This window comes from Vibrio chemaguriensis, assembly GCF_012275705.1.
GTDB classification, from domain to species: Bacteria; Pseudomonadota; Gammaproteobacteria; order Enterobacterales; family Vibrionaceae; genus Vibrio; species Vibrio diabolicus.
In genome coordinates, this window is the sequence record NZ_SHOE01000019.1 from 59,996 (window position 1) to 82,880 (window position 22,885).

Sequence of the window (22,885 nt, forward strand, 5' to 3'; positions counted from 1 at the left end):
ATTTGGATAGTAATTAACGGGTCATAAATTGGCTTAAAAACCCGTCAAAAGATAATCAGTTGTGAATAAAATGATGCGAAATAATGACAAGAATAGCGCTAAAGGTTTACGTTGAGAACATCAAAAAATGCACATTGATGTTCATATAAAGGAGGAGCTTAGTTACAATTATTCGCGGATTTTCGAGGAGCGATTATGGATAGCGTGGTGGATATAAGTTGGACCAAACTGGCATTGTTTGGTCTGATTTTGTTAGTTCCCTTCTTTATTAATGCCCGCTACAAATTAGGGATTGCGAAAGACACGATAATCAGTGTTATTCGTATGACACTTCAGCTCATATTAATTGGCGTGTATTTAGAATATCTTTTTCAATTAAACAGCTTACTTGTCAATATACTTTGGCTTGCCATCATGTTACTGATTGGCGCAAGCTCAATTGCAGGAAAAGCTCGCCTGCCTAAAAAGCCACTTATGCTTCCTCTTCTTACAGGCTTAACCTGTGGTCTAATTCCACTTCTTATAGCGATTACCGCAGGCCTAGTGCAGCCATCCCCTATTTACAACGCCCAGTACATGATCCCACTTGCGGGCATGCTATTGGGTAACAGCTTAAGTAGTAACATCATCGCACTGCAGAATTTATTTACGGCTTTTGAACAGAGACAATCAGAATACGAGGCTGCTATCTCACTTGGTGCCTCTCCTCGCTATGCATCATTCCCCTTCATTCAAGAGGCCCTTAGAAAGTCACTTGCTCCAACTTTAGCCTCTATGGCCACTACAGGGCTGGTTACCTTGCCAGGCATGATGACTGGTCAAATTCTAGGTGGCGCAAGCCCGATGGTTGCAATTAAATATCAGTTGGTGATTATGCTGGCTATTTTCGTCATGTTGAGTACCTCCGTCGCTATTACGCTGGAGATGACACTGAGCTGGGTACAAACGAAAGAAGGCCGGATCAAAATAAAAATCCAACAACCAGAACCTACCAAAACTCATAGATAGTTTAAGCGTGTGAACAAAGCCAGTGAAAGGGCTTGTATTATCAAGTCAAACGCACTTTTAACTGAATAACTCATTCATTCTTTCAACATTCATCAAGACGCTTTCTGGAGAAAAGTCAGACAGAATTCTCTCGAGTATAAGCCTCTAATTTTATGAAATTTTCTTTGCAAGTTTAGATACGCACGGCCTTTGAGACAGGTTATCCACAGAAAATGTGGATAAACACCCTAAACCCATACGCAACCAGAAACATAGCAGCATAAGTGATCAATCTAATCGTCATGCTTTGATCACTTGCCTGACATATTCTAATTTTAGAGTAAAGATAGTGACCACAAACTTGGAGAGACGTACATGGATGTCTTAATGATCAAAGAAAATTACGATGAACTCCTATCCGATGCACCTCTGGACTGGCTCGTTCAAGAACCAAAGGAAGTGACTTCTCATTGGCTCCCAACCGATTTTGGCATCAATGAAGAGCTAATTTAACTCACTCGATTTGTGTGAAACTTATCGACATGAATAAAAGAAAGGCGAACCATTTAGGCTCGCCTTTCTTTTATTCTTTTAGATTTATCGTAAATGCTTGTCTTCATCACGTAGATAAATCATCCAATACCACATACCAACGAATACACCGCCACCAATGATGTTCCCTATCGTTACAGGGATAAGGTTATTTACGATGAACCCCATCATGTTTAAGTCCGCATAGTTTGCAATATCCGCCCCTGTCATTTGCCAAAATGCTTCCGGTGCAAAATATTTGATTCCAATCGCCATGGGGACTTGGAACATGTTCGCAATACAGTGCTCGAAACCTGCCGACACGAACATAGCTACTGGCAGAATCATGACCGCTATTTTGTCAGTTAATGTACGTCCACTAAACGTCATCCAAACAGCAATACACACCAGCACGTTACACATGATGCCAAGCGCAACAGCAGCAAAGAAACCATGGTGCAATTTATGTTGAGAGATCGCCATCGCGTTGAGGCCAACTTGACCGTGATCAAACATATACTGCTTGGTGACCAACATGCATGCTACCAACAAAAGAGCACCAACCATGTTGCCGAAATAAACCACAAACCAGTTTTTGATTAGCGCTTGCCACGAGATCTTTCCACTCGCTCGCGCTACCAATGTTAATACTGAGCTAGTGAAAAGCTCACCACCTGTAACGACAACAAGAATCAAACCAAGGCTGAAGGCTAGGCCACCGATTAGCCTGGTAATACCCCATGGAAGGTCGCCTGCACCTGTTGTCACCGTGGTGTAAAAGATGAACGCAATACCAATATGAAGTCCGGCAGAAATTGCCAATAAAAAAGATTTGATCGGTGCTTTAGTTGCTTTACCTACCCCCACTTCAGCCGCGCGTTCCGCAGCCTGAGGCGGTAATAGTGAGTCAAACTGATTGAAGTTCATTGTGGCGTAACATTTAGAAACAATTAAAGAGGCGCGGATAATCGCTCCATTTCCCTACTTTTTCAAGCGCTATTTGACATGTTTACTAAAAATGTTGTTATCGAGAGATCAACCGATAAAGGTCAACTATCATTCGCAATCGTAACTATCATTGATACTTAACAAGTATTCTGCCTTTCGAACAAAGATCCTGCGTTATATCAGCCTGATAGCGCCATACTTAACACTTCTTATCGTTTAATGTTGCTCAACTCTTCTTTTCAGACTAGCTTGGTAAAAAAAGCGTAAAGGAATCATTTATGAAATATTCAGCTGAACATATCGCCGAATTGAACCTACTTCTTCAGTTCGACTTAAGTAGTGCTGCAACTGGTATTAAAGTTCATACAGACGCGTCAGAAGAAATGCAGGCAGCCGTTGCTCGTCTATACGAGAAGCAACTTTGTACACAGCCTGATGGTGGTTATTTAACAGATGAAGGTATTGAAGTTGCAGAGCATGCAGATAAGATTTTAAGAGTCCTTTCTGTGTAATTTGAACAAAAACGCCACCGAGTTCGGTGGCGTTTTTTATTGGTCCCTGCATTTTGTTCCTGCCGAAACCTGCGGTGCTAATCGTTTTTTCATTTTGCTAAATGGCTGAACCTTGTCATACAACCAATTAAAGCCTGTGGCATAAAATAGGAAGAACACTAGGAAGCCAGCTTCCAACACCAGAGCTTGGAGAAGCGTAATTTCTAAGAACCAAGCAATGACGGGTATAGAGATAAAGATCAACCCTCCCTCGAATCCAATTGTATGCCCAAAACGCATCGCTAAACTTCGCTCAGTTCGATTGCTGCCAAACCACTTATCAAAGTACAAGTTGTAGATGTAATTCCACACGACGGTATACATGCTCAACCCAATCCCAACTAACGCGAGATCACTCGATCCCTTTCCGGTGATCAATGAAGCCGCTGGCACAATGATCGCGAGTGCGATTAACTCAAAAAGTACTGCATGAAAAATTCGTTCGTTACGAGTCATATTTCTCTGTCCAAATAGTTCTACTCAATGCTTAGAATTTTATCTATTATTCAGATAACAAAAAGTTAGATACCATCGGCAAAAGCGATATGTTTACCATCGAACAACTGCAAGCTTTCATTGCTACATCAGAAACCGGATCATTTTCAGGCGCGGCAAGAAAACTGGGGCGAGCTCAATCCGTAGTCAGCCAACACATCATAAATATGGAGGTCGACTGTGGTGTTGATCTATTTGATCGCTCTGGTCGATATCCGAAATTAACCGAGAGTGGCCTCGCGCTCATACCTTATGCACAAGCGGCAATCAGCCAACTAGACCGATTGAACAACAGAGCATCACAGCTTTTTTTCAACACCAACTAATAAATTGGTTTTAGCCATTGATGAAGGGATTCCTCTGACTCGCTTGCCCGACGTGCTAAAAAATTTAGAGCAATGCTTTCCACATTTGCAAGTTGAATGCTTAACAGCTTCAAGTCCGGATATCATTGAATTAGTCAAATCGGAGCGCGCCACTACTGGGATTATTTTGAGTGACTTACAAATGCCAAGACATATCGATTTCACTAATCTTGGTAACATTGCGTTCGATGTCTATGTCTCTTCAACACACGCTCTGGCACAACAACGCGTCACTCACATTGATCAACTCAAACAACATCGTCAACTGGTCATACGCTCCAAAAACGCAGAGCCATGTGGTCTCAATCAAGCATTCAGCCCGGATATCTGGTACGCTGATAACTACTATATTTTGTTGGAATTAGCGAATAAAGGGTTTGGTTGGTGCTTTCTTCCAGAGCATTTAGTCGCGTATTCACCGAACACACTGAAAAGAGTTGGGGATGATTTCACAAAGCTGGCTTGGCAAGTCAATGTTGACCTTATTCAACATCAGAAATGGCATTCAGATCCCCTCCATCAACAAGCCAAAGCAGAGCTGCTCAATCTATTCGAGCAGACATAAATAAGTAAGTAGGAAGACCCAAATGGCAAATACATTGATCGTAGGTGCAGGCTGGCTCGGAACTCCGCTAGCAGAAACTTTGATGAAAGACGGACACCACGTTGTCGTTACTCGTCGTAACCAAGCTCGGTTAAACGAGTTACCCGCTTCATTAACTCACTCCGCATTATTCGATTTTAATCAACTTAACGCGGCGAAACGGCTAGATGAGTTGCTTAAGCAACATAAAATTACTCACGTTGTCGGTGCTTTTCCCCCTGGTTTTCGTAAAGGACGCGGACAAGAATACGCTCAACAATGGCAAATGCTCGCAAACGCAGCAAAGCAAAACAACGTTGAAAAGCTCGTTATGATTAGCTCTACAACGGTGTATCCCAACCTAGCTTCTGATATGGAAGAAGCAGATGCGTCACTCTCTTTAGCAGCCGACAGCCCTTATTTCTCTGACAATGCACGTATTATGCTGCAAGCCGAGCAGCATGTTATCGATTCTAATATTAGCTTCGTCATTATGCGTTGTAGCGGGCTAATTGGGCCAGATAGGCACCCTTCTCGCTTTGCAATGAGACTAAAACAAGTCAGTCGTAAAGCGCCTGCTAATATGCTTCATCAAGATGATGCGGTATCGGCGGTCAAATTTGCTTTAGATAATTTAAGTAACCAAGTCATTAACGTGACCACACCGCATACCGTCAGCAAGGCGGAGTTCTACCAAGCCGCTATAAATAAGAGCGAAAGTGAGATACCTCTTCCCCCAGTCACAGAACAAACAGATAAGCGCATTCTCGCAGACAAACTACTCTCACTTGGCTATCAATTTCATTTCAACTCAACTTTGGACGCGCTATGAAACTCTATCGACACATAGAAACACTTTGGGATTACATGCAACTCAAACATGAGCTGAAACCCGCAGACTGTTTGTTTGTGATGTGCAGTAACGATGTGCGTGTAGCAGAGCATGCAGCAAATCTGTACCACCAAAAGTTAGCGCCTTTGATTGTATTTTCAGGGGGAGAAGGTCGTTTTACCGATGGACTGTTTGAAAAAAGCGAAGCGGAAACTTTTGCCGAAATTGCCAAGATGTCAGGCGTGCCCAGTGAAGCAATTTTGCTCGAAACTGAATCCACCAACAGTGGAGAAAACGTTCGCTTTACTGAGCAACGATTGAAAGAGGAAGGAAAAAATTGCTCATCGTTTATTCTGGTGCAAAAACCATTTATGGAACGCAGAGCTATAGCGACATTTGAAAAACAGTGGCAGTCACCCTACTCCCAGCTCCAAGTAAGCTCTACGGCTCATCCGTTTTTTGAGTATATTAATGAAGACATGCCATTAATGATGGTGCTAGAAGCACTAATGGAAGATTTCTCTCGTGTAAAAAGCTATCCAGAGAAAGGATTTCAAACCGAGCAGAACATCCCTCAGCAAGTCGAATCGTCTTACCAGGTTTTGCTAGAGAGATTTGGTTTTGACTTAGTCTAAGCCCTTTCTAGCAGACAACAAAAAGCCACCGATTACGGTGGCTTTTCTGTATTAATACGGATTATTTACCGAGTGCTTCTTTGTAATGCTGACGGCACACGGAGACATATTTGTCGTTACCGCCGATCGCAACTTGATCGCCCTCTTTAATCGCCACGCCATGTTCATCGGTACGAATAACCATATTCGCTTTGCGACCGCAATGGCAGATCGTTTTGAGCTCAACCAACTTGTCTGCCCAAGATAACAGGTACTTACTGCCTTCAAAAAGTTCGCCTAGAAAATCGGTGCGAAGGCCGTAACACAATACTGGAATATGCAGTTTATCAACAACTTCAGTAAGTTGGTAAACCTGCTCTTTCGACAAGAACTGACACTCATCAACAAGAATACAGTGACGTTTCTCAACCTCATTCAGAGCTGCGATCTCTTGATATAAATTGGTATCCTGACGAAACAAATGTGCGTCAGATTGAAGACCAATACGAGAGCTCACTTTACCGACACCAAAGCGATCATCTAGTGCAGCCGTAAAAATAACTGGCGTCATGCCGCGTTCTTGATAGTTGAAAGAGGATTGAAGAAGCGTTGTTGATTTACCCGCATTCATTGCTGAGTAATAGAAATACATCTGAGCCACAGAGCATTACCTAAAGTTAAAGTTTTAATTTATGGAAATGGAAAATAAAAGGGCTGAATTATCAGCCCTTTAAAATTGAAAATTCAATTACTTACGACGCCACGTTGTGCCTTCTGGACCATCTTCCAGAACAATGCCCATTTCGGTTAGCTTGTCACGAGCCATATCTGCATTCGCCCAATCTTTCGCAGCGCGAGAGTCGTTACGCAGCTTGATAAGAGCTTCGATTTCAGCCACTTCATCATCGTTACCTGCATCACCTTTTAGGAAGGCTTCTGGATCTTGGTGAAGAATACCGATCACATCTGCTAGTTCACGCATTAGCGCACCTAGCTCGCTCGCTTTCTCTAGGTTTTCTGTTTTCAGACGGTTAACTTCGCGCGCCATGTCGAACAGAACTGAGTACGCTTCTGGCGTATTGAAGTCATCGTTCATCGCTGCTGTAAAGCGAGATACATACTCTTCACCACCAGCAGGAGCAGCATTTAGATCCAAACCACGTAGAGAAGTGTATAGACGCTCAAGCGAAGCGCGTGCTTGGTTTAGGTTCTCTTCGCTGTAGTTTAACTGGCTACGGTAGTGACCAGACATAAGGAAGTAACGAACCGTTTCTGCATCGTAGTGACCAAGTACGTCACGGATAGTAAAGAAGTTGCCTAGAGACTTAGACATCTTCTCGCGATCTACCATCACCATGCCACTGTGCATCCAAGTATTTACGTACTTAGTGTCGTGTGCACAGCATGATTGCGCGATTTCGTTTTCGTGGTGTGGGAACTGAAGATCAGAGCCGCCACCGTGAATATCAAAGTGATCGCCTAGGATTGAAGAGTTCATAGCAGAACATTCAATGTGCCAGCCTGGACGACCAGGGCCCCATGGTGATTCCCACGTAGGTTCACCTGGTTTAGACATCTTCCAAAGAACGAAGTCTAGTGGGCTGCGTTTGGCTGTTTCGACATCAACGCGCGCGCCCGCTTGCAGCTGATCCAAATCTTGTTTAGACAGTTTGCCGTATTCGTCAAACTTGCGAACCTCAAACATTACATCGCCATTATCCGCAACGTAAGCAAAACCACGTTCAATCAGTTTTTGAACAAGTTCGATGATTTCTGGAATAAACTGGGTTGCACGAGGCTCAATATCTGGGCGCTTCATGTTTAATGCGTCGAAGTCTGCGTGCATTTCACCGATCAAGCGCTCGGTCAATGAGTCACAAGACTCGCCATTTTCAGCCGCACGTTTAATGATCTTATCATCGATGTCTGTGATGTTGCGTACAAACGTTAGATCGTAACCTAGGTAACGAAGGTAACGTGATACCACATCAAAGGAGACAAAAGTGCGACCGTGACCGATGTGACAGAGATCGTAGATGGTAACTCCACAGACATACATGCCGACTTTGCCAGCTGTAATTGGTTTGAATTCCTCTTTCTGTCTTGTGAGTGTGTTATATATCTTTAACATGATCTCTATCTATGATTGTGAATGAATAAAAGAAGGTCGAGTATATCAACTCCGACCTGGTTAGGTAATAGCAATTAACCGATAAAACGATAATCGGCTAAACTTCAAGCACAAAACGAAGAATTTCCTCTTCCTGAGTTTTTAAAGCACTAGAACTTAGGCTAGAATCTCGGGCTCAACACAACACAGTAAAGGAAAGTAGCATGATCACCCTTCACACTAATTTTGGTGACATCAAGATTCAACTAAACGAAGAGAAAGCGCCAGAGACTAGCGCAAACTTCCTTCAGTACTGCCGCGATGGCTTTTACGACAACACTCTTTTCCACCGTGTTATTGACGGTTTCATGATCCAAGGTGGTGGCATGGAACCTGGTCTACGTGAAAAAGCATCACGTGCACCTATCAAGAACGAAGCAAACAACGGCCTAAGCAACAAAGTGGGTACACTTGCTATGGCGCGTACTATGGAGCCGCATTCAGCAAGCTCTCAGTTCTTTATCAACGTAAACAACAACACATTCCTAGATTTCCGTAGCGAAAGCCTAGATGGTTGGGGTTACTGTGTATTCGGTGAAGTTGTAGAAGGCATGGACATCGTAAATAAGATCAAAGGCGTTAGCACTGGTTCTTACGGCATGCACCAAGACGTACCTCTAGAGGACGTAGTAATCACTGGTACAACAATTGAAGAATAATTCGTAAGAATTATTTCTAAGAGATAAGTTAATGGGGAGGCATCGCTTCCCCTTATTTCTATGACAACATTATTTATTTCCGATCTTCACCTCACCCCATCGCGTCCGGATATTACGGAATGTTTTGTGACGTTCATGCGAACAGAAGCAACGAAAGCCGATGCACTTTATGTATTAGGCGATCTGTTCGAGTTTTGGGTTGGAGACGATGACAAAACTCCTTTTGCCAATCAAATCCGTACAGAGTTCCAGAAACTAACAAAGACTGGCGTTCCTGTTTATTTCATTCAGGGCAATCGCGACTTCCTATTGGGAAAACGCTTCTGTAAAGAGACAGGCATTACGTTACTGGATGAAGTTGGCCTCATAGACCTTTATGGTACTAAAGCGGTTATTCTCCACGGTGACACCCTGTGTACTGACGACATTGATTATCAAAAATTCCGTAAGACTGTTCATCAACCTTGGTTGCAATGGCTGTTTAATCACATTCCTTGGTTTATTAAGAAGAAAATTGTCTCAAAAGTTCAATCCGATATTCGTGATGATAAAATGAGCAAGCCTTTAGACATCATGGACGTCAATCAAAATGAAGTCGAGAAAGTGATGTCTCAGAATTGCGTCAACTTAATGATTCATGGTCACACTCATCGCCCGAATACACATTTTTTTGACGTCGATGGCGTTAAAAAGACCCGGATAGTTTTAGGGGATTGGTATACGCAAGGCTCAGTTTTACAAGTAAATTCTGATGGCTTTGACCTACAAACGAGACCATTCATACAGAATTTGCGTTAAGCATGTAGAGCGTGTAGAAGATTCACGCTCAAGTCGTAGATATTTTGTAAAAAATCGCTATTATCATAATACTAAGTTAAACAGAACGAAGTACCTAATTGAAGTATTCTTACGTAGCTCGCCAACCGATTCTGGATAGAGAAAAACGAACCATAGGTTACGAACTTCTCTTTCGAGACGGTCCTAAAAATACCTTCCCTGAAGTAGAACCAGAGCTGGCTACTAGTCGACTGCTATCCGATCATTTTTTGTCGACGCATTACAACACATTAGGGAACAAACTTGGCTTTGTTAACTTTCCGCATCAAAGCTTGGTGAATCTGGTCCCAACTCTGTTTCCCAAAGAGTCTCTCGTCATTGAAGTCCTTGAAGATTGTGAACCGACAGAGGAGCTGCTAGAAGCCATCAAGCACCTGAATGAGTGCGGATACAAAATTGCTTTAGATGATTTTGTGCCGACGAAGGCTTGGAAACGTTTTCTTCCATATGTTTCCATGATCAAGTTTGACATTCGACTCGTACCGATCAAGAAAGCCGCTATTTTTATTCAGGCATTAAGCCCATTTAAAATCGACTTTCTTGCTGAAAAAGTTGAGACCTATGAAGAATTTGAGCAAGCTTTAGAAGCAGGTTTTAACTACTTTCAGGGATATTTTTTCAGCAAGCCTGAGATGATCCAGAAAAAACGGTTGAACCCCGCGTTTCTTACCGTCATACAGCTGTGTAAAGAGATTGCAGATAAGCCCATCGACTTCAATGAGGTTGAACGTCTGTTTTCGATTGATGTGACGCTGTCATACAAGTTGCTTACTTACGTAAATTCAGGATATACATTAACGACTAAGATCAAATCGTTCAGACAGGCACTTATTTATCTGGGTGAAGAGCGACTACGACGCTTTATTTCCTTAGTTGCAATTGCATCCGTTCAAGAGGATAAACCTGACTCTCTTTACTCTTTAGCGATTCAGCGTGCAAGAATGTGTGAACTGTTACTTAGTCAAATGAACACTAGGTATGACCCTGGGCAGGCTTTTTTGACAGGAATGTTTTCTCTACTCGGATCTTTGCTCGATCAACCGCTCTCAGATGTCATTGAAGATATCCCCGTTGACGAAGATATAAAACTCGCATTAACCAGTCGAAAAGGCGTACTTGGCCACTTACTTTCAATGACGATCGCCTACGAACAAGCAGACTGGGAATTAGCTGAGCGGTATTGCACCGTTCTTAAATTAACCGAGCCTCAATTAGCAGACGCTTTTAATCAATCTACCGAGTGGGCTCAAGAACTGCTGTCTCAAACGCCCTAAACCGCTATAATACCTCACCTCCAGCCTCGCAATTGTGAGGTTGTTTGTTTTTACCGCTTAATTAATCGAGATTTCATTTTATGGCTTCTTCTTGTCCTTGCGGCTCTAACCGCACCTACCAACAGTGTTGTGAAATTGCCCACAATAACCATGCTGACGTTACCACTCCGGAGCAGTTAATGCGCTCTCGTTACAGTGCGCATGTGTTAGGTCTAGTAGATTACGTGGTGAACACGTACCACCCAAGCTGTAATGCAGAAGAACAACGAGAAGGCATTGCCCAATCTATCGACAGCGATTGGTGCAAACTTGAAGTATTAAAAACAGAAGCTGGCAGTAATGACAATGAAGGCTTTGTCGAGTTTAGCGCTTATTTTGATGAAGACGGCAAACGCTACTGTATGACAGAACGTTCTCGCTTCGTAAAAGAAAATGGGCTTTGGTACTACATTGACGGCACATTTCCTGAAGAAGAGCCAGAAGAAGAACCAGAACAGGATCCACGATTGAGCCAGCCAGTGAGTAGCCTAAAGCTAGGTCGTAACGATCCGTGTATCTGCGGAAGCGGTAAGAAGTTTAAGAAGTGTTGTGGGTAAAGGCATCCACGCTTAGCTTATTGAGCTCGCTTTAATGAGATTCCTGATCTCACCTAAGCTCGTCGGAATAACGTGAATATGTACTTTCGTTTGAAATAGATAACGCGACTTCAAATACCATTAGAAAATATACCGTCATTCTGAACAGCGAGGGACGAGCGTGATTCAGAATCTAATCGCCACCTGCACTGTTGCCGGTTTTTACCCCCGAATCAAGAACACTAAATTAAAAAAAGCCCCTAGACTCGAGAGCATAGGGGCTTTCACTTATCTATAAGCAAGTTTACTTATGACGTTCTTTTAACTTGTTCACTACGTCATTCATCGATAAGCCTTGGTCTTGAAGCAATACCATTAAGTGGTAAATCAAGTCTGCTGATTCACACACTAACTCCGCCTTATCGCCCGACGTCGCCGCAAGCGCGACTTCAACGCCTTCTTCGCCCACTTTTTGCGAAATACGCTTGGTGCCACGGGCATAAAGACTGGCAGTATAAGAGGAATCTGGGTCGGCACTCTTGCGGGCAGCCAATAGCTGCTCAAGTTGATGAAGCCACACCATTTGTGACTCCTCTTGCGGATCTCCATCCCAACAAGTTGTTGTTCCAGTATGGCAAGTCGGACCAATAGGATTCACTTTAACTAGCAGTGTGTCATTGTCGCAATCGAGCTGCATGTTCACCAATTGTAATACATTGCCTGAGGTTTCCCCTTTGGTCCAAAGACGCTCTTTGGTACGAGAGAAAAACGTCACTTGACCCGTTTCGCCCGTTTTTGCCAACGCATCTTGGTTCATGTAACCCATCATCAGCACTTGGCTTGATTGAAAATCTTGTACGATGGCAGGTACCAGACCATCCACCTTTTCCCAGTTGATTCGCTCAGCTAGCGAACTTACTTCGGCGGCTTTCACACTCATAATCGTACCTCAATGCCTTGTTGTTTCAAATACTGCTTTAGTTCACCAATATTGATGACTTGCTTGTGGAATACCGACGCGGCAAGCGCGCCATCCACATTTGCTTTTTGGTAGGCTTCTGCGAAGTGCTCCATGGCACCTGCACCACCCGATGCAATCAATGGCACGTTACACACTTCACGCACCATATTAAGTTGTTCAATATCGTAGCCGTTACGCACGCCGTCTTGGTTCATCATGTTCAGTACGATTTCACCAGCGCCGCGTTTTTGTACTTCTTGCACCCAATCACGCGTTTCCCATTGGGTCGCTTTGGTGCGTTCTTCATCACCAGTAAACTGGTAAACCTGATACTTGCCCGTCTCTTTGTCATAGTATGAATCGATACCAACGACGATACATTGCACACCAAACTTATCAGCAAGGTCAGTAATCAAATGAGGATTCGCCAAGGCAGGAGAGTTAATAGATACCTTATCTGCACCAAACTCAAGAATGCGCGCCGCGTCCTCTGCTGATTTAATGCCACCAGCCACACAGAACGGAATATCAATCACTTCAGCAACGCGAGCGACCCAACTTTTATCAACGACACGCCCATCACTTGAAGCGGTAATATCGTAGAACACAAGCTCGTCAGCGCCTTCTTCAGCATAACGCTGCGCCAGAGGAACGATGTCACCAATGATTTCGTGGTTGCGGAACTGGACGCCCTTCACCACTTGTCCATCACGAACATCAAGACATGGAATTATTCGCTTTGCCAGCATGCAAACGCCTCCTCTGCTGTGAACTTACCATCTAACAATGCGCGACCAACAATCACACCAGCAACACCGCTGCCTTTTAGTGCTTCGATATCCGCTAATGAGCCAATGCCGCCTGAAGATTGGAACTGCACTTGTGGGTACTGTTTACATAAGTCGACGTAAAGCTCAACGTTTGAGCCTTCTAGCGTACCGTCACGAGAAATGTCCGTACAAAGGACGTGCTGTAGACCTACCGTTAAGTAATCGTTGATCAGAGCTTCGATAGTCACACCTGAGTCTTCTTGCCAACCAGATATTGCCACTTTACGCGTGCCGTCTTGGTCGATATTGATATCTAGAGCGAGAACGATTTTCTCTGCGCCGTATTTTTCCATCCAACCTTTCACAAGCTCTGGCTGTTTTACTGCTGTAGAACCGACTACAACACGCTGCGCACCGGCTTCTAACAGATCAATCACGTCTTGCTCTGTACGCACACCACCACCGATTTGGATGTTCGCTGGTGTGCTTGCTAGTAGCTTTGCAATCAAATCTAGCTGGCGTGCTGTCGTGTCTTTCGCGCCAGTTAAATCCACCAAGTGCAGCCAGTTAGCACCCGCTTGGTGGTACAAATTGAACTGCTCTGCTGGGTCGACTTTGTACTCGGTTACTTGGCCGTAATCACCTTGATAAAGGCGAACCACCTGTCCTTCAATTAAATCAAGAGCTGGAATAATCACACTAAATCCCTTTTATAATTCTAAGAAGTTTTGAATAAGCTTCGCGCCCGCTTTTGAAGAACGCTCTGGGTGGAATTGCACACCATAATAGTTACCGCTTTGAACCGCAGCAGTGAATGGATTTCCGTAATCACATTCGGCAATGGTGTAGTCTCCAACTGGCATCGCAAAGCTGTGCACAAAATAGAAGTACTCACCCTCTTCAATACCTTTGAATAACGGATTGCCTGCTTTTGCAGAAACGGTATTCCACCCCATGTGCGGCAGTGGCAAATCGCCGGTTTGAAGCAGCTTCACTTCGCCATCACAAAGTCCAAGACACTCAACTAACTCGTCTGCTTTCTGGCCTTTTTCTTGAGACACTTTGCCCAGCAATTGCATGCCTAAACAGATACCTAGCAGTGGCTTTTCTACCTGTTTTACCAAGCTGATAAGGTCACGCTCTTCTAGGTTCTTCATCGCTTCACTGGCGGTTCCCACGCCCGGTAGAAATAGCTTGTCAGCCGCCAATACAACTTGTGGATCTTTTGAAATCGTTACGTCATAACCTAGGCGTTCAATAGCAAACTTCACCGAAGAGACGTTGGCACAGCCAGTATCGATAATGACAACTTTCTGTTCTGTCACTGTTTTTCTCCTTGCTAAGGTTAGCCTTAAAGTACGCCTTTACTACTCGGTAGCTCAGTGCCTTCTACTTTGATTGCTTGGCACAGAGTACGACCAAACGCTTTAAATAGGCTCTCAATGATGTGGTGATCATTGTTGCCCGCAGAAGACAGGTGCAGTGTACACGCTAGTGTGTCAGTTAAAGAACGGAAGAAGTGAACCACCATCTCTGTTGAAAGGTCCCCCACTTGCTCGCGACTAAACTGCGCGTCGAACTTAAGGTAAGGACGACCAGATAGATCTAGTGCACATTGTGCCAAGCACTCATCCATAGGCAGGCTAAAACCAAAGCGACCAATACCACGTTTGTCACCCAGTGCTTCTTTCAATGCTTGACCCAAAGCAAGAGCGGTATCTTCGACCGTGTGGTGATCATCAATGTGTAGATCACCTTCTACTTTGCACACCATTTGGAATCCACCGTGAGTGGCAATTTGATCCAGCATGTGGTCAAAGAAACCAAGACCTGTTGAGATATCATTGCCACCTTGCTCATCCAGATTAACCGCAACTTTGATATCGGTTTCTTTAGTAGTACGAATCACTTCAGCAATACGAGCTTTCACCGTCAGATCTTTCAGGATCTGTTTCCAACCCATGGTTTCTGGGTTGTATTGAATACCGCGAATCGCCATGTTTTCTGCAAGTTGAAGATCGGTTTGACGATCGCCAATCACAACAGAGTTTTTAAAATCAACTTTGCCACCTTGAAGGTACTCTTTCACCATGCCTAGCTTAGGCTTACGGCAAGAGCAGTTATCTTCTTCAAAGTGAGGACAAATCAACACGTCATCGAACTTCACACCTTGAGACTCGAAGATCTCCATCATCATGTTGTGCGGTGCATCAAAATCAGCTTGTGGGTAGCTGTCAGTACCCAAACCATCTTGGTTAGTGACCATCACTAGACGGTATCCTGCATCCTGCAACGACAACAGGCTTGGGATAACAAATGGCTCTAGTTTTAGCTTATCTAAACGGTCTACTTGAAAATCAATCGGCGGCTCAACAATTAAGGTGCCATCTCGGTCGATAAATAGGATTTTTTGTTGCTTGCTCACTCGAACTTCCTTATTACTAATCTTGTTTCGTTCTCGGCATAAACCGAGAACGTTGAGAATTCTATTTATGAATAGTAGTTTCTAATGAAACCCAGTGTCTTTTCACACTCGTCGCGGTTACCAACACTGATACGCACGCAGTTCTCAATTGGCGAGTTACGCAGGATAATGCCAGTATCCCAAGCAGCTTTGAAAAGAGCATCGCCATCTGGGAATTTCACCAATAAGTAGTTACCCCACCCTTCAAAAACCTCCAGACCCGGAATCATCGACAAACCAACTTGTAAGTAAGCTCGGTTCGCGTTCAAATCGAGAACTTGGAACTTCGCTCGCGCTAAACCTGCTTCAGAGAGCGCTTGAGTAGCAATTTCAGCAACTGGCACCGGTACTGGATATGGCGCGATCACTTTAAGAAGGACATTAATCAGTTCTTCGTTTGCTAGCGTAAATCCGCAACGAAGACCAGCAAGCGCGAAAGCTTTCGACAGAGTACGCAGAATCGCTAGATTTGGATATTCTGCCAGTAAATCTACTGTTGACGCTTCTGGACAAAAATCGATGTACGCTTCGTCCATGACCACGATTGCGCGGTCTTTTGTCATCTCAAGCAGAGAGACAATATCGTCACGCTTAACTAAGTTACCCGTTGGGTTGTTTGGCGAGCATACGAAAACCAGTTTTACGTTATCCAGACTCGCTTCGATACCTGCGAGGTCTAGTTGCCAATCTGACATTAGCGGCACCGTTTTGCGCTCTACACCGATGGTTTCTGCACTGATGGCGTACATACCGTAAGTCGGTGGGCAGTATAAAATCGCGTCTTCACCCGGTTCACAGAAAGCACGAATCAATAACTCAATACCTTCATCTGCACCGCGAGAAGTCAGCGTTTGTTCTGGCTTCACTCCAGCATATGCGGCGTAAGCAGAAATCAGTTCTTTCGGCTGGCATTCGCTGTAACGATTAAGACGAGCAAAGTCTGTTTTGTATTCATTGTTGAATGGCGATTCGTTGGCGTTCAGCCATACGTCACCTGTACCACCAATTCGGCGAGCCGAAAGATAAGGTGTTAGTTGTTGGACTTGTTTACGCGCTAGCTTTTCCATCTCTTTACTCTCTTATTCTTACTTACTTGCTAATTTTTCTACACGGATAGTAACAGCACGTTTGTGGGCGTCCAGACCTTCTGCTTCAGCCATGGTGACAACCGTTGGCGCAAGATTTTTAAGACCGTCAGCTGAAAGCTCTTGAACCGTCATTCGTTTAGAAAAATCAGCCAAACCTAAGCTTGAATATGTCCGTGTATAACCGTAAGTAGGAAGAACGTGGTTAGTGCCCGATGCGTAATCACCTGCAGATTCAGGCGACCAATCACCAAGGAAGATCGAACCTGCGTTATCTAATAGAGGAAGAAGCTCGCGAGGGTTCTTAGTCTGAACAATTAAGTGCTCAGGACCATAATAATTAGAAATAGAGATTGCTTGGGTGATCGATTCAGCAATAATGATTAAACTCGATGCGAGCGCTTTTTCTGCAATCTCTGAACGAGACAACTCTTTCAATTGACGACGAACGGCATCTGTCACCTGATCTGCAATAATGGCTGATGGCGTCACAAGTACAACTTGAGAGTCAGGTCCATGCTCTGCCTGACTTAGAAGGTCCGCCGCAATAAAATCTGGGTCCGCTGTTTCATCCGCAATCACAAGAACTTCCGAAGGACCCGCTGGCATATCAATCGCTGCGCCACGGAAATCATTGCTCACCTGACGCTTTGCTTCCGTCACGTAAGCGTTACCCGGGCCAAAAATCTTATCAACTTTTGATACGGTCTCTGTACCATATGCCATTGCAGCAACAGCTTGACCACCACCGACGTTGTACACTTCATCAATGCCACACAATTTTGCTACGTAAAGGATCTCGTCAGCGATTGGAGGCGGAGAGCAAAGCACAACTTTACGACAGCCAGCAATTTTCGCAGGCACGCCCAGCATCAAAACCGTCGATGGCAATGGCGCGCTACCACCAGGAATGTACAAACCCACTTTTTGAATTGGACGTGTTACCTGTTCACAAAGCACACCCGGTTGAGTTTCAACTTTAATTGGCTGTGGCTTTTGCGCTTTGTGGAATTTAGAAATATTGGCATAAGCTTGCTCTAATGCGTTTTTCATTGATTCAGACAAGCGCTCTGAAGCGGCTTTAATTTCCTGAGAGGAAACACGAATGGACTCAGGTTTAACGCGATCAAACTTTTCTGTCAGCTCGTTGAGAGCAGAGTCGCCTTCATTTCTAACTTTAGCGATAACCTCAGACACTGCTGCAGTGATATTTTCACCTTCTGCAATAGCAGGACGTTCTAAGATCGAATCTTGCTGCTCTTCACTTAAAGATTGCCAAACAACTGTTCTCATGATGTTTACTCCATCATTTTTTCAATTGGTAGCACTAGGATTGAGCTAGCACCTAACTCTTTTAGCTGTTCCATGGTTTCCCAGAACAGGTTTTCAGAACTCACTAAGTGAACAGCCATTTTCTGCTTATCTGCAGAAAGAGGAAGAACCGTAGGATCCTCAGCACCAGGAAGTAGTGCTTTGATTTGATCGAGCTTTTCAGCTGGCGCGTGAAGCATGATGTACTTAGACTCTTTCGCTTGTTGTACGCCTTGCATGCGAGTCAGTAGTTTTTCAATCAGTGCTGTTTTGTCCGCATCAAACTCACCGATACGTTGAATCAGCGTCGCTTTAGATTTAAAGATCACTTCCGCTTCTTTTAAGCCATTCGCTTCTAACGTTGCGCCAGTCGATACCAAATCAGCAATAGCGTCAGCTAGACCTGCGCGAGGTGCAACTTCTACAGAGCCAGTTAGCATACATGTGGAGAATGGAACGCCTGCTTCATCCATGTAAGCTTTTAGGAGTTGAGGGTAAGTTGTGGCAATACGCTTACCAGCTAAGTCTTGTGGACCGTTGTACTCTTCATCCTTGTCGATAGCGATAGACAAGCGACAACCGCCAAAATCCAGTCGACGAAGTTGAACAAACTCACATGGCTCACCCAAAGCTTTGCGATCAAGACGAACTTCTTCTAGTTCGTTTTCTCCGATGAAACCAAGGTCAACCACGCCATCCATGATCAAGCCCGGGATGTCATCGTCACGAACCAAAAGCAAATCAATTGGCATGTTCTCCGAGTGAACCACTAAACGCTCACCCATTACATTAAATTTTACGCCGCACTGTTTTAGCAGAGCTTGGCTCTCTTTGCTAAGGCGACCTTTTTTCTGAATTGCGATTCTTAAGCGTTGTGTTTGCATTGCTTTTTCCCTGTGCAAGATTTTGATATCTAAGTAATTTTTGAATTAATAAAACTAAAAAACCCTCGAGAGATTGGAGTCTCCCGAGGGTTTAAAATCTGCTTTTACTTTGATTTCACCTCCGGGAGTTTCCTGCCTCCCGGGTATGCGTACATCGCCCGAAAGACTAGATTGGGTGATGATGGTGATGAATGTTCATTACAAAATTACGCATACTTATTTAAGGCTCTATTGAGTTGCTTCGTTAGTAACCACACTAACCAAGGATTCTATATTTTTCAATACTGAATTTAGCATTTTCTAACTATTTTTTATAATTATTTGATTTTAAAGGATTTAAATTTAATTTCAGTTGAGTATCAGGGTAGAAATTAGGTTTCTATTCAACCCTATTCTTAAAGAAAAAGAAGAATAGTATGAATTTTCATCAAAACAACTATTTAGATCTCACCGCCCTTAGTAATTGACATCATTCTCAATAAAGAGACATCCACTCACGTTTGAGACGACTCATTCAAAACTATTATTTTAGTGGGGCAAAAAATAGTGATTAACCATGAAACTGCGTAACGGTAGTAACAAACAAGCTGTGGATTTCAGCGATACAACACTATACCCATTAATCGGCAATAGTGCATGTATCCAAGAACTTCGCACGGCAATCCAAAAGTACGCTCAATGTGATGCTGAAGTACTCATCCAGGGTGAAACAGGGGTGGGCAAAGGTCTCTGTGCTCGTCTTATTCATCAGTTGTCGAACAGACACTCGGCACCTTTTGTTGAAGTTAACTGCGGCGCAATTCCAAGTGGTCTTATTGCGTCCGAACTTTTCGGTCACGAAAAAGGAGCATTTACAGGAGCGATTTCAGATCGTATCGGTTTTATTCAAAAAGCGCATAAAGGTACCCTATTCCTAGATGAGATTGGTGATATGCCGCCGGATCTACAAATCCACCTTCTGCACTTTTTAGAGAGTAAGCAAATCCATAAAGTCGGCGCTGATAAATTCATTGACGTGGACTGTAGAGTCATTGCTGCGAGCCACGTGGATTTGAAAAATGAGGTTGTACAAGGCGGATTCCGTGAAGATTTATTCTATCGGCTTAATATCTTGCCATTAACTATTCCCCCACTGAGAAAGCGTGGGAAAGATATCCTTATGTTATCAGAACACTTCTTAACAGATTTGTCTCATGGTCAGGTACAAAAAATGTCGGATAAAGTGAAAGCCAAGCTCCTCAAGCATCGTTGGCCAGGTAACGTAAGAGAACTGCGAAATGTAATCCAACGAGCGATTGTCATGTGTGAAGATCACACGCTTCTCGTCGCTGACTTGGGCCTTGATAATAATGAAAGGCAATTACTCCCTTCAGTGGACCAAATTGATCTTGACTACCTACTGCAAGCTATCGAAGAAAATAAGCACAATATGAGTGCGGCTGCACGTCATCTTGGTATTTCAAGAACAACGCTTTATCGTCTAATAAAGAAATACAACTTAAATGTTTAGTTGCTGTACAGGTGTAACGTGACACTGTGTAACAGACAACTCATCATATATCATTTACTTAGCCCCTCATCATAAACCTCTTGATATTACCGCCTTTAAAATCAACAAGTTAAACCAGGCATAGTCTTTGCTTAGAGCTAAGAAGAAGTCGGTTGATAGATTTTCTATCACAGCACAGAAAGGAGTGCTCAGAACACAAATAGCTCGCTTTTAACACGAAACGATTATCCCCAAAAACGCGATTGCCCCCCTCACCTAAATCGCGTTAAAAAAAAGCTCCGCTAAATTTAGCGGAGCTTCCTCTTTATTAAAAATACTGAGCTGTACTAGACATTTTGGCACGATGCCATTTTAGACTTCGACAACCAAGAAAGTGCTCCACATACAATAATAAATGTGATTGATGCAGCGATGAATGAGAATGCAATTGACGCAGTCATCCCCAAAGTAATGAAGCCAACACAGGAAACTAGCGCCACGGACAATGCATAAGGCAACTGGGTCGATACGTGATCAATATGATTACAACGTGCACCAGTCGACGACAGAATAGTGGTATCGGAGATAGGTGAACAATGGTCACCAAAAACGGCACCGGCTAAAACTGCACTTAGCATTGGGAGCATTAGCGCAAGATCGGTTGCACCAGCCATATCACCCGCGATTGGAAGCATAATGCCGAACGTACCCCAAGAAGTACCTGTTGAAAATGCCATTAGACCAGACAACAAGAATAGGATAACCGGTAGCCAATGTGGATTGATATTGCCCTGCGCCATTGTAGAAAGGTAAGAACCCGTCTTCATGTCACCGATAACCGAACCGATAGTCCAGGCAAATACCAGGATTAGAATCGCGCCAAACATAGACTTCGCACCAATCCAAAGTGTGCGTGCAATTTCACCCATTGGAAGACCTTGCTTCACAACAGTAAACAGTGCAACTGCTAAGCCAAGCAAGCTACCGTAGATTAGTGATGTACCTACATCTGTATTTTCAAACGCACCTAGAAGCGCAAACTCTTTGCCGTCAGCAGCCAATGCTTGGCCACCCGTGTAAAGCATAGAAGCGATAGTCGCAATAATCAGCGTCACGATAGGAAGTACCAAGTCTGACACTTTACCCTTTTCGCTTTCACGGATATCTAGCTCTTCGTTTAGATCATGCGCTTCTTGCGAGTCGTTTTCTTTGTCTTTATCAAAGCCGCGGCCTTGAGATGCAGAGATTTCATGCTCACGCATCTTACCGATATCGAGGCCAAACCACGCCACAGCAAACACCATAAGCAGTGCAAAAACTGCGTAAAAGTTCATTGGAATAAGACGAACGTACGCGCCAAGAGCCGAATACTCAGTGATCCCATGTGAGACTAAGATACCGCCGATAATCGTAATAATGTAAGCACCCCAGCTAGAAGCAGGCATGATCACACACATTGGTGCAGCAGTTGAGTCTAGAATGTACGCAAGCTTCGCGCGAGACACATAAAAACGGTCGGTTACTGGACGAGAAATGGCACCAACAGCAAGGCTGTTAAAGTAATCGTCGACAAAAATGAATACGCCTAAAAAGGCAGCAAGAAGTTTGGAGCCGCGTTTACTCTTCACTCGAGATTGTGCCCATTCGGCAAATGCACGAGTACCACCAGATAGCGTTAATAATGCAGTTGTCATACCTAATAAGATTAGGAAACCAACAATGCTCATGTTCCAAGTGTTAATTCCGCCATCTTCAATAAAGACAGAAGAAACTTGAGAACTCACGTAACTAACGGTATCACCGATAGACCAGCTATTAAGTAGAACCGCACCCAGCACGATACCTACACCTAAGGAAACTAATACACGTCGAGTCAGAATCGCCAAAGTCAAAGCGACAATAGGTGGCAATAATGAAACAGGAGAACTAGAAAAATCTATTAAATTCATGATCTTCAAAAACCAAAGTTTGGCTAGAGATCTACTGCAGACAAGTCACGTAGCATACGATACGTGCTCATGTTGAACTTAGCGACAGGGAAGCGAACACTCCACCCAACCCTACAGTAGCGCTCCATAGTTTAATGTGAATATATACTATGGCAGTGTTGTTCCTTTCAGATACAACCCCAGCAAGTAACTTTGATGAGTTACTTACTTCGGCAATCTTCGCCTTCCACTATTATTCATTGGCATCACCCCAATAATAGCTACTCTTCGAGACCGCGCCTCTACGGCAACAACAAACAATTAACCACTAACTGTACAAATTAACAACAAATTGTCTGCAATATTGCATCAGGTAGCAGCCATTGTACTTATGATGAGAGTCAATGCAACACATCAAACTAAATTAAACAAATAAATAGTGACTGAGATAATTTATAAACCTTGTCTACTTCAAGTTAGTTTTGTGCAACTGAAATCACATCAATTTTGTTATTTATGAAACATTATTACTACATGTCTCTTATACACATCTGACGCTGCCGACGAAGTGC

General features: G+C 43.7%; 23 protein-coding genes, 1 pseudogene, 1 riboswitch and 1 other annotated feature. Of the genes and pseudogenes, 11 read left to right on the forward strand and 13 right to left on the reverse strand.

Going from position 1 to position 22,885, the window contains the following annotated elements:
* The first annotated feature begins 195 nt into the window (after nt 1-195).
* Entirely contained in the window at nt 196-1,008 is an 813-nt protein-coding gene (locus EX191_RS17065; protein ID WP_065645351.1) for an ABC transporter permease, read from the forward strand.
* A gap of 366 nt (nt 1,009-1,374) precedes the next feature.
* Nucleotides 1,375-1,500 carry a hypothetical protein gene (locus tag EX191_RS23090; RefSeq protein ID WP_254903806.1) on the forward strand — a complete coding sequence of 42 codons (126 nt, stop codon included), beginning with the start codon at nt 1,375-1,377 and terminating at the stop codon, nt 1,498-1,500.
* A gap of 84 nt (nt 1,501-1,584) precedes the next feature.
* Here the strand turns inward: EX191_RS23090 and focA are convergent, their stop codons facing one another.
* Nucleotides 1,585-2,445 carry a formate transporter FocA gene (gene focA, locus EX191_RS17070; RefSeq protein WP_005393324.1) on the reverse strand — a complete coding sequence of 287 codons (861 nt, stop codon included), beginning with the start codon at nt 2,443-2,445 and terminating at the stop codon, nt 1,585-1,587.
* Between the two features lie 299 nt (nt 2,446-2,744).
* Between focA and EX191_RS17075 the strand changes: the two genes are divergently transcribed.
* A complete protein-coding gene (locus EX191_RS17075) occupies nt 2,745-2,978 on the forward strand; it encodes a TIGR02647 family protein (protein ID WP_005378148.1) in 234 nt (77 codons plus the stop codon).
* A gap of 36 nt (nt 2,979-3,014) precedes the next feature.
* Here EX191_RS17075 and EX191_RS17080 read toward each other — a convergent pair whose 3' ends face one another.
* On the reverse strand, nt 3,015-3,473 hold the full coding sequence (locus EX191_RS17080) for a PACE efflux transporter (protein ID WP_005390910.1): 459 nt from the start codon (nt 3,471-3,473) through the stop codon (nt 3,015-3,017).
* An 89-nt stretch (nt 3,474-3,562) separates the two neighbouring features.
* Between EX191_RS17080 and EX191_RS17085 the strand changes: the two are divergent.
* From EX191_RS17085 to EX191_RS17095, 3 genes and pseudogenes are all read left to right on the forward strand, one after another.
* Nucleotides 3,563-4,442 (forward strand): annotated as a pseudogene (locus tag EX191_RS17085) (LysR family transcriptional regulator).
* A 22-nt stretch (nt 4,443-4,464) separates the two neighbouring features.
* A complete protein-coding gene (locus EX191_RS17090; protein WP_005390906.1) occupies nt 4,465-5,292 on the forward strand; it encodes an NAD-dependent epimerase/dehydratase family protein in 828 nt (275 codons plus the stop codon).
* Nucleotides 5,289-5,927, forward strand: a complete 639-nt coding sequence (locus EX191_RS17095; RefSeq protein WP_005390904.1) for a YdcF family protein — start codon at nt 5,289-5,291, stop codon at nt 5,925-5,927. The genes EX191_RS17090 and EX191_RS17095 overlap by 4 nt, the downstream gene beginning before the upstream one ends.
* A 61-nt stretch (nt 5,928-5,988) precedes the next feature.
* Here the strand turns inward: EX191_RS17095 and EX191_RS17100 are convergent, their stop codons facing one another.
* Both EX191_RS17100 and cysS read right to left on the reverse strand, forming a co-directional pair.
* Entirely contained in the window at nt 5,989-6,567 is a 579-nt protein-coding gene (locus EX191_RS17100; protein ID WP_005378154.1) for a thymidine kinase, read from the reverse strand.
* Nucleotides 6,568-6,654: 87 nt separating this feature from the next.
* The gene (gene cysS / locus EX191_RS17105; RefSeq protein ID WP_005390902.1) at nt 6,655-8,037 is read right to left on the reverse strand and encodes a cysteine--tRNA ligase; all 1,383 of its coding nucleotides are present in this window, start codon (nt 8,035-8,037) and stop codon (nt 6,655-6,657) included.
* A 203-nt stretch (nt 8,038-8,240) separates the two neighbouring features.
* Between cysS and EX191_RS17110 the strand changes: the two genes are divergently transcribed.
* The 4 genes from EX191_RS17110 (at nt 8,241) to EX191_RS17125 (ending at nt 11,442) form a co-directional block, all read left to right on the forward strand.
* Nucleotides 8,241-8,735 (forward strand): peptidylprolyl isomerase, encoded by a 495-nt coding sequence (locus EX191_RS17110; RefSeq protein WP_005390900.1) that lies wholly within the window; start codon nt 8,241-8,243, stop codon nt 8,733-8,735.
* A 60-nt stretch (nt 8,736-8,795) separates the two neighbouring features.
* Nucleotides 8,796-9,533 carry a UDP-2,3-diacylglucosamine diphosphatase gene (gene lpxH / locus EX191_RS17115; RefSeq protein WP_193448128.1) on the forward strand — a complete coding sequence of 246 codons (738 nt, stop codon included), beginning with the start codon at nt 8,796-8,798 and terminating at the stop codon, nt 9,531-9,533.
* 98 nt (nt 9,534-9,631) lie between these two features.
* Complete coding sequence (locus EX191_RS17120; RefSeq protein WP_193448129.1) at nt 9,632-10,846, forward strand: EAL and HDOD domain-containing protein; 1,215 nt, start codon at nt 9,632-9,634, stop codon at nt 10,844-10,846.
* A gap of 80 nt (nt 10,847-10,926) precedes the next feature.
* A complete protein-coding gene (locus tag EX191_RS17125; protein WP_193448130.1) occupies nt 10,927-11,442 on the forward strand; it encodes a YchJ family protein in 516 nt (171 codons plus the stop codon).
* Between the two features lie 283 nt (nt 11,443-11,725).
* On the opposite strand, the gene hisIE is transcribed toward EX191_RS17125, so the two are convergent.
* From hisIE to hisG, 8 genes are all read right to left on the reverse strand, one after another.
* Nucleotides 11,726-12,361: a bifunctional phosphoribosyl-AMP cyclohydrolase/phosphoribosyl-ATP diphosphatase HisIE gene (hisIE, locus tag EX191_RS17130; RefSeq protein ID WP_104969276.1), complete on the reverse strand. Its 636-nt coding sequence runs from the start codon at nt 12,359-12,361 to the stop codon at nt 11,726-11,728.
* The gene (hisF, locus tag EX191_RS17135; protein ID WP_193448131.1) at nt 12,358-13,131 is read right to left on the reverse strand and encodes an imidazole glycerol phosphate synthase subunit HisF; all 774 of its coding nucleotides are present in this window, start codon (nt 13,129-13,131) and stop codon (nt 12,358-12,360) included. The genes hisIE and hisF overlap by 4 nt, the downstream gene beginning before the upstream one ends.
* Complete coding sequence (gene hisA / locus EX191_RS17140; RefSeq protein ID WP_005390889.1) at nt 13,113-13,850, reverse strand: 1-(5-phosphoribosyl)-5-[(5-phosphoribosylamino)methylideneamino]imidazole-4-carboxamide isomerase; 738 nt, start codon at nt 13,848-13,850, stop codon at nt 13,113-13,115. The genes hisF and hisA overlap by 19 nt, the downstream gene beginning before the upstream one ends.
* A 12-nt stretch (nt 13,851-13,862) precedes the next feature.
* The gene (gene hisH / locus EX191_RS17145) at nt 13,863-14,477 is read right to left on the reverse strand and encodes an imidazole glycerol phosphate synthase subunit HisH (RefSeq protein ID WP_047008596.1); all 615 of its coding nucleotides are present in this window, start codon (nt 14,475-14,477) and stop codon (nt 13,863-13,865) included.
* A 26-nt stretch (nt 14,478-14,503) separates the two neighbouring features.
* Complete coding sequence (gene hisB / locus EX191_RS17150) at nt 14,504-15,577, reverse strand: bifunctional histidinol-phosphatase/imidazoleglycerol-phosphate dehydratase HisB (RefSeq protein ID WP_193448132.1); 1,074 nt, start codon at nt 15,575-15,577, stop codon at nt 14,504-14,506.
* Between the two features lie 65 nt (nt 15,578-15,642).
* Nucleotides 15,643-16,683: a histidinol-phosphate transaminase gene (gene hisC, locus EX191_RS17155; protein ID WP_114322490.1), complete on the reverse strand. Its 1,041-nt coding sequence runs from the start codon at nt 16,681-16,683 to the stop codon at nt 15,643-15,645.
* 18 nt (nt 16,684-16,701) lie between these two features.
* Nucleotides 16,702-17,994: a histidinol dehydrogenase gene (hisD, locus tag EX191_RS17160; RefSeq protein ID WP_193448133.1), complete on the reverse strand. Its 1,293-nt coding sequence runs from the start codon at nt 17,992-17,994 to the stop codon at nt 16,702-16,704.
* A 5-nt stretch (nt 17,995-17,999) separates the two neighbouring features.
* Nucleotides 18,000-18,896, reverse strand: a complete 897-nt coding sequence (gene hisG, locus EX191_RS17165) for an ATP phosphoribosyltransferase (RefSeq protein WP_005390869.1) — start codon at nt 18,894-18,896, stop codon at nt 18,000-18,002.
* Between the two features lie 53 nt (nt 18,897-18,949).
* Nucleotides 18,950-19,087 (reverse strand) — a sequence feature (His leader region).
* 365 nt (nt 19,088-19,452) lie between these two features.
* Between hisG and EX191_RS17170 the strand changes: the two genes are divergently transcribed.
* Nucleotides 19,453-20,406 carry a sigma-54 interaction domain-containing protein gene (locus EX191_RS17170; RefSeq protein ID WP_005390867.1) on the forward strand — a complete coding sequence of 318 codons (954 nt, stop codon included), beginning with the start codon at nt 19,453-19,455 and terminating at the stop codon, nt 20,404-20,406.
* A 326-nt stretch (nt 20,407-20,732) separates the two neighbouring features.
* Here EX191_RS17170 and tet(35) read toward each other — a convergent pair whose 3' ends face one another.
* The gene (gene tet(35), locus EX191_RS17175) at nt 20,733-22,334 is read right to left on the reverse strand and encodes a tetracycline efflux Na+/H+ antiporter family transporter Tet(35) (protein ID WP_005390865.1); all 1,602 of its coding nucleotides are present in this window, start codon (nt 22,332-22,334) and stop codon (nt 20,733-20,735) included.
* A gap of 109 nt (nt 22,335-22,443) precedes the next feature.
* Nucleotides 22,444-22,626, reverse strand: a riboswitch (Lysine riboswitch).
* Nucleotides 22,627-22,885 lie beyond the last annotated feature (259 nt).

Bases quoted from the DNA above. Each gene is read 5' to 3' on its own strand.
- EX191_RS17065 (WP_065645351.1), top strand. From the start codon at position 196: ATGGATAGCGTGGTGGATATAAGTTGGACCAAACTGGCATTGTTTGGT.
- EX191_RS23090 (WP_254903806.1), top strand. From the start codon at position 1,375: ATGATCAAAGAAAATTACGATGAACTCCTATCCGATGCACCTCTGGAC.
- focA (WP_005393324.1), bottom strand. From the start codon at position 2,445: ATGAACTTCAATCAGTTTGACTCACTATTACCGCCTCAGGCTGCGGAA.
- EX191_RS17075 (WP_005378148.1), top strand. From the start codon at position 2,745: ATGAAATATTCAGCTGAACATATCGCCGAATTGAACCTACTTCTTCAG.
- EX191_RS17080 (WP_005390910.1), bottom strand. From the start codon at position 3,473: ATGACTCGTAACGAACGAATTTTTCATGCAGTACTTTTTGAGTTAATC.
- EX191_RS17090 (WP_005390906.1), top strand. From the start codon at position 4,465: ATGGCAAATACATTGATCGTAGGTGCAGGCTGGCTCGGAACTCCGCTA.
- EX191_RS17095 (WP_005390904.1), top strand. From the start codon at position 5,289: ATGAAACTCTATCGACACATAGAAACACTTTGGGATTACATGCAACTC.
- cysS (WP_005390902.1), bottom strand. From the start codon at position 8,037: ATGTTAAAGATATATAACACACTCACAAGACAGAAAGAGGAATTCAAA.
- EX191_RS17110 (WP_005390900.1), top strand. From the start codon at position 8,241: ATGATCACCCTTCACACTAATTTTGGTGACATCAAGATTCAACTAAAC.
- lpxH (WP_193448128.1), top strand. From the start codon at position 8,796: ATGACAACATTATTTATTTCCGATCTTCACCTCACCCCATCGCGTCCG.
- EX191_RS17125 (WP_193448130.1), top strand. From the start codon at position 10,927: ATGGCTTCTTCTTGTCCTTGCGGCTCTAACCGCACCTACCAACAGTGT.
- hisIE (WP_104969276.1), bottom strand. From the start codon at position 12,361: ATGAGTGTGAAAGCCGCCGAAGTAAGTTCGCTAGCTGAGCGAATCAAC.
- hisF (WP_193448131.1), bottom strand. From the start codon at position 13,131: ATGCTGGCAAAGCGAATAATTCCATGTCTTGATGTTCGTGATGGACAA.
- hisC (WP_114322490.1), bottom strand. From the start codon at position 16,683: ATGGAAAAGCTAGCGCGTAAACAAGTCCAACAACTAACACCTTATCTT.
- hisD (WP_193448133.1), bottom strand. From the start codon at position 17,994: ATGAGAACAGTTGTTTGGCAATCTTTAAGTGAAGAGCAGCAAGATTCG.
- hisG (WP_005390869.1), bottom strand. From the start codon at position 18,896: ATGCAAACACAACGCTTAAGAATCGCAATTCAGAAAAAAGGTCGCCTT.
- EX191_RS17170 (WP_005390867.1), top strand. From the start codon at position 19,453: ATGAAACTGCGTAACGGTAGTAACAAACAAGCTGTGGATTTCAGCGAT.